Below are 14,734 nucleotides of genomic sequence, written 5' to 3' on the forward strand. Positions count from 1 at the left end.
AACTTGGCTATTTTATCCCTCATGCTTCAAGTGGTACCTCTACGTGAGCGGGGGGTTTTACTGAGTCACCTTGATGTAATGTGACGAAGTACTGGAAAAAATCTTGAGAGTCTCCTGTCTATGAGAAATTTTCATAAAGATGAAGTTTTGGGGCGCTTACGTCGCCATCATTATCTGTTGATAAACGGTGGCGGCATAGTGATTACTCTGCTCATCTTATTCGCCAGCGGGCTGGAGATTTGGGCGAGTGTACGTGGGTATTTGGCCAGGGTTCAGGTCGAAACATCTATAAATATCAATAAATTATCAAATCAAATAGTACGTTCGACGGCTAGGGCCAGCGTTAATACGCATGATGTCGCCATGTCGTTGAATATGATCAGGCCTGTAGACCAGGCCACTCTTTTGCGTTTTAAAGCGAATGATGACAGCTTGCTTTTTCAGAAAACCGTTGAGGATCAGCCGGTTCTGGTTATGGCGACTCAGCCTCTGACAAATGCAGATGACACCTGGTTTTATCTCTCTGTGGCGCAAAATATTTCCCACTACGCCTCTGAAGCCAGGGGACGCAATAGTGGTGAACTCAGTGCTTATATTTACAGCGCAGATAAAAAATTCCTGCTATTCACCTCCATACCTTGGGAACAGGATATTTCACATCGTTTATTATCCCAACCACGTTCCGTATTAACGGAACAGTTAAGCGATGATGTAGAGCAAAACTTTGCGCCCCACAACGAATTAAGTCGCCCGCCACAGCCAATTTTACATTGGTTGCCCCCTTCCGAAAGTCTGTTGAGCCACAAACCCGTATTCCGTGTTGTCTCTACCATGTGGAGATCCAAAGATGAAAAGTTTGGCACACTGGTTTTTGAGCTGCCGGTTGAGAGATTGGCAGAGACACTTCCCAAGTCCAGTTTCGGTGGAGACAGTCTGCTTCTGGACCAAAGTGGACGGCTGATGTTGCCCTACAACAAACTGGCCGAGGGTAGACTGCTTAAATTGGCACAGTTAGTGCAGAAAGAAGGGTTGGGTAAGTCTCGTCGAAGTTATTATCAAGATGGTCAATTCCTCTATAGCTGGGTGCTTGGCCGGAACGGCTGGATGCTGGTTTACTCTCTCTCATTGCGGCATATCATTGCTGACATAGGGCTGCAACTCCTCATCCCGATTATCTTTGGTAGCATTACCATCTTGGTCACTTGGATTTTATTGCTGTTAGTGAAGCGACGCGTTTTGGTACCCGCAATGCAACAGTCCGAACGGATTTTTGAAAGTGAGCAACTCAGTCGCACCTTTATTGAAACGGCTCCTGTCGGATTGGGGTTACTGGCATTGGGAAATGGCACCCTTTTACTGCGCAGCCTGATTATGGTGCAAATGCAAGAGCGGTTTCAAAACGGCTATAACAGCCTGCCAGCCGCACTGGTCACGTGCTATCACCAACAAAAGAACTTTCACCAAAAGGGGCTTGTGCGCCGGGAAATAACGTTCGACACGAATGACGGGCAACAGGTCAATCTGTCTGTTTGTATGGCTCTGGCACGTTACAGAGGGGAAGATGTTCTGGTGGTAGCTTTTGTGGATATCACCGACAAAAAACAGTTGGAGCAGTATCTGATCGCAGCTAAAGAGTACGCCGACAAAGCCAGCGCTGCCAAGTCTTCTTTCCTGGCGGTGATGAGTCATGAGATCCGCACCCCTCTTAATGCCATTCTTGGCAACCTTGAACTGTTATCCCATTCGCCCTTGGACGAACAGCGCGATCGTCTTGATGTGATCCGCCATGCCTCAGACAGCCTGCTAGCAACTATCAATGATGTATTGGATTTTACCAAGATTGAGGCTGGTGAGATGCATGTGGAGTACATCGAGTTTGATATTCTTGAGGTGGCTGCCCGGGCTCTGGACATCTTTGCCCCAATCGCGCAGGCAAAGGGGCTCACGCTACGGGGGGAGCTAGGTGAAACGACTACGCTACCGCTGTTGGGCGATCCGACCTGTATGGGGCAGGTGATCAACAATCTGTTATCGAACGCGCTGAAATTTACCGAGCAGGGGCAGGTAGTACTGCGAATTAACGTGGATATGTCTACCTCCCTCGTTCTGGTCGCGGTCGAAGATACGGGCATCGGCATATCGGCGTTACAGCAGCAACAGGTGTTCAATGCGTTCAGCCAGGCGGATGAAACCATTAGCCGACGCTACGGCGGTAGCGGACTGGGGTTGGCACTCTGTAAGCGGCTAGCGGGGGCTATGGGCGGGGATCTGTCCGTCACCAGTGAGCTGGGTAAAGGCAGCGTGTTCCAACTGTCGTTACCTTTATCCCGGGCCAACGCGCAGGCCGATCGTCCATTATTTAACGGGCAGCCAGTCAGCGTGCTGGCGATGATGCCAGAGTGTCGGGCATATCTGACAAGGATATTGACGGCATGGGGGCTGGAGGTACAGAGCTATCAACACCCTGCTCAGATTGATGACGCGGCGTTAGACACCCTAGAGACTTTGATACTTTGGGGTGATAGGACCACTTGGCACCCCGATGATGAAAATCGTCTGGTTGAAGAGGCTATCTGGGTGATTGATTGCAGCAATGAAGGGCCGCAGATACCGGTCGCTACCGGGCGAGTGTTGAGTACATCAGTCTATGGGCTAAAAGGGTTGGCTTACGCTTTGCGCCATAGCTTACAGGGGCAGGATCTGCCGATACGTGAGCGGGGAGAACAGGCTTTACCGCAGGCGTTGCATGTGCTGGTCGCTGAGGATAACCCGGTAAACCGGCATCTGCTTGCGGAACAACTGCGGCTGTTGGGCTGCACGGTGTGTCTGGTTGAAGACGGTGAGCGGGCACTGGTCTATTTGCAGCAGGAACGGTTTGATATTCTTCTGACGGATTTATCCATGCCGGGGATGGATGGCTATACGCTGGCACGGCGAGCGCGAGATGAATGGCCAACGATGCCTGTGGTGGCGGTAACAGCAAGTGCGACCCAGCAGGAATACACCGCTTGTAAGGCGGCTGGGATGGCGCGGGTCCTCACCAAGCCGCTGTTATTGAAAGAATTGAAAGAGATGCTGCTGGTAGTGTGTGGCCTGGAAGCTGTTTATCTCGAGGCAAAAATGAAACCCGAGGTTGAGGCTGTACAAGCCGGGCTGCTGGATGGCAATGCGCTGCCGGCAGATATTCAGCAGCTTTTTGAACAGACCTGCGCCAATTCACTTGCGGTGCTCAAAGAGGCGATTGAGACAAAAGATACCCCTGCCATTTTGCATGAACTGCATTTCCTCAATGGTGCATTTGGTGTTTTTGAAATGCATGAAATGATTGAAAAGGCTACGGCCCTGGAAGAACTCATCAAAAATTCGGGTTACGAATCAGCCCAGATGTTATTAGCCTCATTCTGCGAAGCATTAGAGAAAATTACGTTGGCGGCACCCGTCAGTGCTGAATCTTTGGTTGCCCGCATCATTACGTTGGCAGCATCCCATCGTGAGGAGAAAACCGGCGAAGAAATTGTGCGGTTAGGTAATCAATTGCTGGCTATTTTATCTGGTGCTAATAAAGAATAGGGCAAGTGAGTGAACAGCAACGTCTTGGGATTGTGATAAGTAAAAGGGCTACCCCTGTTGGGGTAACCCTTGAGCTTGATGGGCCAGATAACGTTTACAGCTTAGCCTAGGGTTACATGGATATTCTGTTCTACCAGCAGTTCCGTTGCGCCAGCAACATAGGTGTGATAAATCACGCCACCAATTTCAGCTTCACCTGCTCCCATCCACGACTCGGATTGCGTATCCAGAAGCTGGAGAGCGTTCGAACCGTCACCGTTGATCACCAACTGGTTCTTGCCGTCGGTCATAACCATATCGGTCTGCCCAAACCCTTCGAGCGCAGAGGCACTCAGGCTCAGGCTGTTGGCGCTGCCCTGGCCAAGATCGATCTTCTCGATCCCAGTGATATGGCCTATCAGTGCGTCAAGATCCAGTGCCATGTTTTTACCGTCCAGCAGCAGGGTATCGATACCCTCGCCACCGTTGATAGAAACGAATGACGTATCAGTAATACCAATGACATCATCGCCCGCACCGCCGCGCACCGCCGACAATGATTCGCCGCTCAGCATCAGACCAGAGGCTGAACCATCGTCAAACAGCATCCACAGGCTACCCTGAGTTGCATCATCAGCCAATGCCAGAAGCGTCGTGGCGTTCTGGGTACTGCCATTCATGGCGACCTCGTTGCCCAGAGTGCCATCTATGTCAATAATGCGGCCCTTGATGGATGAGCCGTTGCCATCACCCACTTGGTAGTCGGTCCAGGTGACGAACAGACGGCCATCGGCCAGGAAGGTAATATCGGGCTCGGATTGAGTTCCCGCCACTATCTGGTTAATCTGCATTTCCTGGCCAACACGGTTACCGTTATCGTCAAAGAATTGCATATAAATACCGAATGTCCCTGCCCCAGGTGTTATGTCGGCCTGTGACTCATAAACCACCACAAAGCCGCCGTTTGGGTTGGCCTGGACTATTGGTTTCTGTTGAGCGTATAGCGTGAAGGTATTGACGATAAATTCGTTGCCCAAGGGTTCACCGGCAGCAGAATAAACGCGAGCATAAACGCTGCCATCCTGATCTGGACCCGTGGTATTGCCGTTATCCCATGAAACCACAAAATTACCATTGGCCAATGTGGTGATACTTGGGGCACTTTGCGCCCCCGGCAGAGTCTGGTTGGCAATAAAACCAGGGCTGTAGGTATGCGTCAGCGGATTGTAGATCTGTACCATGACGTCATTATCAACGCCTTTCCCCAGAGTAGTATAAGCGATCGCGACACTGCCATCGGCTAACGTGCTTGATACCGAACCCGAGGTTATCGCCGAGGAACCGGCTAACACTTCACCAGTGACCGGCTGGTCATTGGCATCATACTGGCGTGATACCATCGTGGTGATTGAGCTCCCCTTACGCCAGGTCACCAGATAACCGCCATCGTCCAATGCGGCGATAGAGGGCATATTTGTCCAGTTTACACTCGGGTTCGGGTTGACCACTTGCTCACGGCCAATCTGCACGGTGCCAATCACTTGCCCATGCTCATTGTATTCATAACCGTAATGAGCCATACGGATATGGTTTGCCGTATCGGCACTTGCCCATGCGACGACAAAGGTACCGTCAGCAAGCGTAGTAATGACAGGGTCAAACTGATTGTATGCCTTCATCTCCTGGCTGAGCAGTATCTCTGGGCCAATTGGTATTCCTTGGTCATTAAACAACTGTCCCTTGATATCTGAATTATTTGCATCTAGCGAATGCCAGACAACCATAAAATTGCCATCGGGTAACGCAGCAGCCGCCGGGGTTGTCTGATTCTTATTAATCACACTATTGACTTGGAATTCCGAGTAGAAACCGGCATCAATGTCAACGACGACGCCTTCGATACCATATCCGTGGCGATCGATCACTTCACTGTGCCAGGTGACGAAAATATTGCCATTCTCCATCAGCGTGGCGTCAAGGATATTCGCCAGATCAATGTGATCCCAACCAGAACCCTGGCTGCCCCAGGTGGTCGGATTAACCAGGAATTCATGGCCGACCTTGTTACTGTTGGCATCAAAACGCTGAGCGAAAATGGCTGAACCATCACCGTCACCGCCTTCAGAACCCCAGAACAGCATGTAGCCGCCATCTTCCAGTGCCACGCCCACAGGCTTATACTGCTTGCCTGCGCGGTATGCGTTGACGATAAAGTCACCGTTACCGAGCAGCGTAGCGGTGCCGGTGACAGGGTCAAAGCCGTAGTGAGCAGCACGGATGTCGCTGCCTACGCTCTTACTGTCGCTGGAATTCCACATAACGACAAAGCTACCATCTTTCAGTGCCAGTACATCTGGATACTGTTGAGCGCCATCCTGAGTGGTATTCAGGATCAAGTCAGGGCCTACCGCAGAACCGTCAATTCTCTGTAACTTGCCATTAATACCGCTCAGGCTACTGTCTACACCTTCCCAGACGGTGAGGTACCAACCTGTATCGCCTAACAGGACCATTTCCAAGCTACCAGATGAGTCTGCACCGCCACTTCTGATGACAACCTCATTACCCACTGGCTGGTTGTTGGCATTGTAGGTGCGTTGTACGATCGAATTATTACTCTGTGCGCTGTACCAGGAGATGATATAGCCACCGTCCGGTAAAGCCAGCGCTGCCGGGCTGCGTTGAATGCTAAATGTCGTCTGGTTGACCAGGAATTCATCAGTCTGGGCAGTGCCATCTGCGCCGTATTTACGGGCGAAGATGCCATCTAGGCTGTTGTCTAAAGCACTGGCCTGATAGGATTCGAATACGACCAGGAACCCACCATCGGCCAGCGCGACTACCTGTGGGCTGTCCTGGTTTGAGACAGTGCGCTGGTTGACAAACTGTTCCCGACCAATTTTTTGTGTGCCAGTCGGATCCAGCAACTGCATATAGACATCATAAAATGTATTGTTATCCCCCTGCCAGAGAACCACCAGATTACCGTTGGCCAGCTTGGTTACCTGCGGGTTATTTTGATTTCCAACTACCGTGGTGTTGATCGCTCCGCCCGATGTCTGATTACTATTGAGGTCAAACCCACCGATCATATCGTTGGTAGTGACGGTCACTTTGTAACCAGGGCTAGGCGGCGTCGTGTTACCTGCCGTGTCGACAGCGACGGCGGTGAAAGTATGAGCGCCCAGGCTTAAGGTTTCATTGACCTCAAGGGTCCAGGTGCCGTTGTTGCTGGCCTGTACGCGGCCGATTTCATGCTGCCCTTTGGCATCGGTGACATAGACGATCACGGTTTCGCCCGCCGGACCGGTGCCGCTGATGGTCGGGTTCTGGTCGTCAGTCCGGCCTCCATGGACGACATTACCTGTAATAGCGCCAACGTCGTCGTAGACCCCGGTAATACGCAGACTCGACGTATCAGGCGGGGTCAGATCCAGGACTATCTCGAATGTTGGGGAAAGCTCACTGGGAGAATGAGTGGCATTGAGCGCCTGCACTTGGAAAGCGTGTTGACCCTCCTTCAACGCAGACGCGGGCGTAAAGCTCCAGTTGCCTAAAACATCAGCCTGGGTTTCACCGATCAGAATGCCGTTATCAAAAATTTTTATCGAGTCGCCAGCCTGTGCTTTGCCACGCAGGGTTGGTGTAGCGTCGTCGGTATAATCACCGTGCTTGAGTAAACCCTGAATGTTACCCACATCGTCAGCCAAGCTGTCGATAGTCGGGGTAGAAGTGCGATCTTCCCCCAGAACCAGCGTGAAAGCATCGCTCTCGGCATTGCTGGTGTTTCCCGCCTTGTCACGGGCAGAAGTGGTGAAATGGTGATCGCCGTCTGTCAGTGGAGCATCGGGTGTGAAAGACCAGTTGCCATTGACATCTGCCATGGTGGTGCCCAGCAGTTTGCCGTTGTCATTGATAAATACCGTCACACCCGCTTCGGCCTTGCCAGACAGCGTAGGAGTGCGGTCATCCGTCAAGTCCCCGGAGCCCAGGAGGCCCTGCTGTGAACCAACGTCGTCAGACGCCTGCAGGATGGTCGGCACCGCGGGTGGGATAGTGTCGATAGTGATGGTGTAGGCTAACGATCCAAGACCGGTGTTACCAGCAAAGTCGAGTGCCTTGGCGGTGATAGTGTACTCACCATCCGGGAAGGTGAAAATGGAAGAGAACTCCCAGGCTCCCGTAACATCGGCAAATGCGCTCCCGATCATGGAGTTGCCATTATAGATAGCAACCACGCTGAACGCTTCGGCACGGCCTTTAATCAATGGCGTATTGTCGCTGGTGTAGCCATTTTTTCCGATCAGGGTGTTCCCGTGGTCATCGCTGCTGATGCTGTCGATCACGGCACGTGAGGGAGCAATAGAGTCGACGATCAACGCAAAGCTATCGGATGACTGGCCGCTGGCCTTGTCGCGAGCTACCAATAAATGCCCACTTTCACCGTACTTCTCTTCAGGCGCAAAGCTCCAAAGACCATTTTCACCAACGAGCACTTCGCCGATCACCCGTCCATTATCAAGAATCTCAAGGGAGGCCCCGGGATTACCGCTACCTTCTAACACTGACCATTGATCATCAGTGACGTTACCTGACTTCAATGCCCCTTGGCGTGTACCCAATTGGTCAAGGGCGTGAGTGATTTTAGGTGCCTCATCCAGCATAAAAGAGGCCATCGTCATCATGGCTGGTGCAGCTTCGCTGCTCTGAGGCAGTGCGGCATTGGCCTCTGTAACAGAAACCTCATGAAGTATACCGAGCGCCAGATTTTGTGGCTGCTGTTCGATGTGGCCTAATGACTGGACGTCAAATGTGGCCGGACCCTGCTGTGGGTTATCCTGCGCAGACAGGCTGCGGATAAATTCGCCGTCCGGTTTAATTTGGTACAACTGGCCGTTGTGGGTGAAAAAGTCTCTAAGAGCCAGATGTGGCTGGCTATTTTCCTGGCTGTGTAAGGTTAAAATCAGGTCTTCACCTGAACGTTCTGCAACTAATACATCCTCAATCGACGCGGTTTCAACCTCTTGCACCAGATAAATATTAGCTGGGATATATGGAATATATTGTGTTGGTTCGCTCTGCGATGCGTCTAGATAACCGGTCTGTATTAGTGAGCCTTCAGTGATGACTGAAAAGCGGATTGAACTATCAGTAATGTTTTTCATTTAAATTTAATTTATCAGGTAATTAATGAGGAGGTTCTAAGAAAACAAGCACAAACTATGAGTTGCTCTATAGTCATTTTCAGCACTAGCACAACGACCAGCATTAATGCCAAGTAAAGATTTTGGTCGTCTATGCCGTAGTTACTTAGAGAACGTCGCGAATTAATGCGATGGATAGAATAAGGGCAGGAAAAGGAAATAAATACCTGACCAGTTCGAAATCACACTCGTAAATCCTCTTACGCTTGAAGATTTCAAAAAGTTGGTGCACCCTACGAGCATGTTACCTGAAATGTCCACCCTGGCTGGGGATTTAAGCGGACAATGCTTGAATAGTTGGCGTTATAAGCGGGCTTCCCTTGCAAGTCTTTCATTCATATTCAGATACTAACTGAGTCAGTCTGACTTTCTTTACCCTCTGCTTTATGTGATTTTGTTTATCGTGCTGTTTTTATGGTGATTTTCTGTTTTCCTACTCTTTCGTACATGACCGTTCACAAGCGTTAAAAATTCATACCAATCAGAAAGACTCTTTCATCAGAAATCTGTTCAATATGGTACTCAAGGGAAATGGTATGTTTCCAATATGCTGTGGCAGCCTCCCAAACCCTATGTTTTGCATCATTATGCACACCATCTGGATTGTTACATTTCCTCTTTAAGCAAGACGTTTATGTAACGGTTGTACTGTTAGAAAATTGAAATTAATTAGGAAGAATATATGGTAACGCAGCCAACAAAACTCGTATTGGTTGAAGGCAAAGAAGTACGGCAAGAGATTCCTTTGCGCCCTAAAAATACGGGGTCCCCCAAAAAGATAAAAGCCATTGCAAATGGTAAGTTTATCCTGGCAGACCAAGAAACGGGTTTTGCCCCTGAAAACATCACGGTTAAACGAGTGGGCAAAGACCTGCATGTGAGTCTTGAAGGGGATTCACTCGATCAGCCAACCGTCATTATTGAGGATTTCTTCCTGCATAATGGGGAACTTATCGGTATGGCTGAAAGCGGTGCTTATTATCCATATATCTCTTCCAATGGTGATGATGATAACGCCGTTGCGGCGATGCTGCTGGATGGCGAAAGTTCACCTCTGGTTTTAGGGGGCGAGCAACTGCCCAGCAGTGAGAGCTATTCCATACTGGGTGCACTTGGTGTATTGGCATTAGGTATGGGCGCGATTGGGGCGATGGTGAGTCAGGGTAGACCTGGTAAGCATGGCGGCGGCGGCAAAAGTGATGCGCCTCAATCTCCTGAGGTGCTGCAACCCGCTCCAGACGTCACCTCCCCATCACTGAGTCAGGTTATTGATAATAAAGGGTCTTTACAGGGGGCCATTACGGCTGGTTCTGAGACTGATGATAATACCCCGACCTTTTTAGGAAGCAGCGGTACGCCTGGAAATACCATTATCTTTTATGACAATGGTAAGAAAATCGGTGAGGTCGAGGTTGGTCAGGATGGCCGTTGGTCATTCACCCCACGTGATCCTTTGGATGACGGTGCCCACAGCATTACCATGGTTGAGCAGAATGCTGACGGTAAAGTGAGTTCTCCGTCTGATGCGTTTGAATTAGTCGTTGACACTGTGTCGCCAGCAGCGCCGGTCATTGCAGGTATTTTCGATGATGTCGGCAGCGAAACCGGCGCTCAGGAGCCCGGTGCGATTACCGACGACACACGGCCGACTCTGACGGGCAAGGCTGAATCAGGTGCGAAAGTTGAGATCTACGACAACGGTAACAAGATTGGTGAAACTACCGCTAATGCCAATGGCGATTGGTCATTCACGCCGGAAAGCGAACTGGCGAAAGGCGAGCACAGTTTTACCACTCGTGCGACCGACGTTGCAGGCAATGCTTCCGAGATGTCACAGCCCTGGGATTTGGTGATCGACATTATCTCACCAATCCAGCCGAAGGTTGATGGCCAGGTGCCGGATATCAGCGAAATCATCGACGATCAGGGGCCGGTACAGGGTCCGATCGCCAAAGGTGATATTACGGACGACACTATGCCAACCCTGAACGGCAAGGGTGAACCGGGTGACACCATCATTATTACCGACAATGGCGATAAGATCGGTGAAACCACCGTGGATAACGACGGCAATTGGAGCTTTACGCCGGAGACCGAATTGGGTGAAGGCGAGCACGAAATTAGCGTAATCGTCGAAGACAAGGCCGGTAATCAGTCTAAGCCGTCCGATCCGTGGGTAGTGACTGTCGATACCACACCGCCAGATACGCCGTTGATTGATAGCATTTATGACAGCGTGGGCAACAAAACCGGTGCAATTAAACTGGGTGAGGTCACTGATGACAACCGTCCGGTAATGAATGGTAGAGCTGAAGTTGGCTCTAAGGTTGAGATTTATGATCATGACAAGAAGATTGGTGAAACCACTGCTGATGCCACAGGTAACTGGAGTTACACACCGGATTTAGCGCTCGACGTGGGTAATCATGCAATTACGGTGAAAGCTATCGATGCGGCAGGAAATATGAGCGAGCCTTCATCGGTTTTCGATTTTTCACTGATTGCGGCAAATGCACTGAGTGCCCCGGCTATTATCGCCGTGCTTGATGATGTTGGTAGCATCCAGGGGACATTGCAGAAGAATGCGGTGACTGATGATGTTCGTCCTACTCTGGTCGGTACTTCAGAACCAGGGATGATTATCAGTATTTATAACCATGGTGAGCTGTTAGGCAACGTTGTCACTGATGCTTCAGGGCAATGGCGTTTTACACCAGAAAGTGATTTGCCTGAGGGCCTAAACAATCTGTCGGCTTTAGCTACCGATGCCGCAGGTAATATCAGCCCGCAAACGGGTGATTATCCGTTAATCATTGATACAACACCGCCAGCTGCGATCGAATCTGGTGAATTACTGGACGATGTTGGCAACATCCAGGGAGCGATCGTTAACGGTACCGTTACTGATGATGCTCAGCCAACCTTCAATGGCAAGGCTGAACCTGGTTCAACCGTCGTCATTTATGACAAGGGTACAGAAATCGGGCGAGTTGTCAGTGATAGCAATGGTGAGTGGAGTTTTACACCGGATACGGCGTTAACCGATGGTGAGCACCGTTTGGCTGCTAAGGTTGTCGACCTGGCTGGAAACGAGAGTAACATCAGCGCTCCTATTACGTTTACCGTCGACACTCGTCTGGTTGACGTATCTATTGACGTAGTTCTGGACGATTTTGGCGCTAAACAAGGTTCAATCAGCAAAGGTGGAGTGACAGATGACGCAACGCCAACCTTTAGCGGCCGTGCGCTTCCTGACTCGACCGTTGTGCTCTATGACAAAGGTGTTGAGCTGGGTTCGGTGACCAGTGATGCTTTTGGTCACTGGAGTTTTACGCCACAGACACCTATGGCTGAAGGTAACCATGCAATCACAGCAACGGTGACCTCTCTTGCTGGTGGTGAGAGCCAGGCAACTCCGGTATTTGATTTCAATATCGATATTACGCCACCAGGCAAACCCGGAAACGACGGGGAAAGCGGGATCGGCAGCGTCATCGATGATGTAGGGGTCGTGCAGGGGCCAGTAGCGAATGGCGGCACGACGGATGACACCACACCTACCTTTAGCGGTAGAGGTGAACCGGGAGATACCGTCCACATCTTTGACAATGATAAACCGTTGGGCAGCGTTGAGGTTCAACCTGACGGTAATTGGACTTTCACACCGCCGCCAATGTCTGAGGGCGAACATGAAATCACGGTGAGCATTGAAGACCCGGCGGGTAACCAATCGAAGCCGTCCGATCCGTGGGTAGTGATTGTTGACACCACGGCGCCAGATGTACCAACGATCGGTAGTATTTATGACGATGTGGGTGAAAAGACCGGTGTTCTTGAGCCAGGTGATATCACTGACGATACGATGCCAACTCTGCGAGGCCAGGCGGAAGCGGGCGCGAAGGTTGAGCTCTACGACAACGGCAAGAAAATTGGTGAAACCACTGCCGATGCTGAAGGTAACTGGGCATTCACGCCGGAAAGCGAACTGGCGGAGGGTGAACACCGCTTTACCGTAAGTGCCACCGACGGGGCGGGTAATCAGTCTGGCAGCTCGGAAGCATGGCAGATCACGATTGTCGTTCAACTGCCAGAAATGCCGGTTATTGAATCAGTGATGGACGACGTCGGCCCACTGACAGGCGCGCTGACTTCTGGTGATGTGACCGACGATCGTCGTCCTGAAATTTCGGGCCGCAGTGAACCGGATGTCACGGTGATTGTTTATGACCAGGGTGTCGAAATTGGCCGTACCAAAGCGGACGCTCAGGGACGCTGGAGCGTGACGCCAGAGAACGACCTGAACGACGGTGAGTCCAGTTTCACCGCTGTTGTTGTGAATGTTGCAGGCAACAGCAGTGCAGCTTCCGATCCGTTTGAGCTGATTGTTTATACCGGTAGTGGTCCAACTCAGGTTGCATACCTCTCGCAGATGGGCAAAGACTCAGGTTATGACGGGAATGACTTTGTCTCCGACAATGGCGGTGCCGGGCGCTTGATGCACGGTACGCTGAGTGCAGAACTGACAGTAGGTCAGACCCTGCAAGTGTCTACTGACGGTGGGCGCAACTGGTTCAACGCCTTGGCGAACGGCACGAAATGGGCCGCTCAGGATTTGAGCCTGCATGCCGCGAGTTGGACTATCCAGACTCGTGTGATGGATCAGTCTGGTAACACCGGCATTGTGACGTCGCAAGAGGTTACTCTCGACATCACCGCTTCGCGTGCGCCTGCGGCAGTTCGTCTGGAAGGGAGCCGCCTGCTGGTTGAGTTTGACCCGCTGAATGTTGCTGTCGGGGAGCGAATTGCAGTGGTTGCCGATGACGGCACTCAGCGTTTCGAGCACACCCTTACCGCACAGGATATCGCCGCCGGGTCAGTGACCCTGGATGTGGGATCGGCAAACAGTGCCAGCGTAGCCCTGGTCGATCTGGCCGGTAACCTGTCAGGCTTTACGAATACCAGTGGTTCAGTGCCGGGTGTGAATATGACCGTAACTGGGGATGTGTCTGAAATCTACGGGCATCACCGCGACAACATTTTTACGGTGGACGATGTCAACGCACTCAACAGCGTGAAGGTGATTGAGGGGAACGGCGGTATTGATACGCTGAAACTGACGGGGGCAGATCAGGTGTTGGATTTGTCAGCCTGGACAGGGCGTCTGAGTTCGTTAGAGGTTATCGACATCACCGGTTCTGGCAATAACACGCTGAAGCTCTCTCTGGGTGACGTGCTGGAGCAGGGATCCCATGGCGCATTTATCAACGAAAACACCGTGCAACTGGCAGTCAAAGGTGATGCGGGTGATGTGGTGATGTTGAGCGATCTGCTGCCTAACGGCATGGACGTCGGTGATTGGGAAAGCCTCGGGGAAGTGATCTCGGCGGGTATCTCTTACGACGTCTACCACCACACCGGGCTGGAAGCAGACGTCCTGGTACAACAGGGCGTTGATGTACAGTTCCATTAATTATTCAAAAAGGTCTGACTAGGTCAGCAATAAAGCGGGCTTTGCTATACAGGGCTTATGCCCGCTTTATCTTTAAATCAATATTGGTATGCAGTAGGTGAGGATGACTCTCTACGTTTGCCCTTTGGGTCTCCCATCTGGGCGTTTAGAGACTAACATCCCTGCCAGGGCCAAAATGGCAGGTAAAAGAGCCTGATGGGAGAGGCTACTTGCTTAAGTAGGCTTCTCGAATTTTCCGCCTACCAGCATGACATACGGATAATAACGAAATGGAATTAATACTAGTTCTATCATCTTTAATTCAAATTCGAACAGGCCTGACAGACAGAGAGACCGTTGGCGTTTAGAGTAATACTATAAATAATAGGTGTGAGGACAGGGTGACTTTCCATGATTTACCTTACCCTACAGTTTTGCAGATGTAGTTAAAGATATTATTTTTTTAATAAATCCTTACGAGGTTCTTTTCGCTTAAAACCTTAAAGAACTATAAATGTGCTGCTGTCAGGGA

The 14,734-nt window shown here is 50.9% G+C and carries 3 protein-coding genes; 2 read left to right on the top strand and 1 reads right to left on the bottom strand.

All coding sequences use genetic code 11. The annotated features are described in order from the left end of the window. Nucleotides 1-120 precede the first annotated feature (120 nt). Nucleotides 121-3,570 (top strand): hybrid sensor histidine kinase/response regulator, encoded by a 3,450-nt coding sequence (locus ACX1CU_RS01760; protein WP_459400950.1) that lies wholly within the window; start codon nt 121-123, stop codon nt 3,568-3,570. Nucleotides 3,571-3,671: 101 nt separating this feature from the next. Here ACX1CU_RS01760 and ACX1CU_RS01765 read toward each other — a convergent pair whose 3' ends face one another. Then, nucleotides 3,672-8,579 carry an Ig-like domain-containing protein gene (locus ACX1CU_RS01765; RefSeq protein WP_459400951.1) on the bottom strand — a complete coding sequence of 1,636 codons (4,908 nt, stop codon included), beginning with the start codon at nt 8,577-8,579 and terminating at the stop codon, nt 3,672-3,674. A 1,033-nt stretch (nt 8,580-9,612) separates the two neighbouring features. Between ACX1CU_RS01765 and ACX1CU_RS01770 the strand changes: the two genes are divergently transcribed. After that, entirely contained in the window at nt 9,613-14,223 is a 4,611-nt protein-coding gene (locus tag ACX1CU_RS01770) for an Ig-like domain-containing protein (RefSeq protein ID WP_459400952.1), read from the top strand. Nucleotides 14,224-14,734 lie beyond the last annotated feature (511 nt).

It is taken from the genome of Serratia sp. D1N4 (assembly GCF_054552755.1).

What these genes read in the sequence shown, in the direction of transcription:
- ACX1CU_RS01760 (WP_459400950.1), top strand. Translation starts at nt 121, where the DNA reads ATGAGAAATTTTCATAAAGATGAAGTTTTGGGGCGCTTACGTCGCCAT.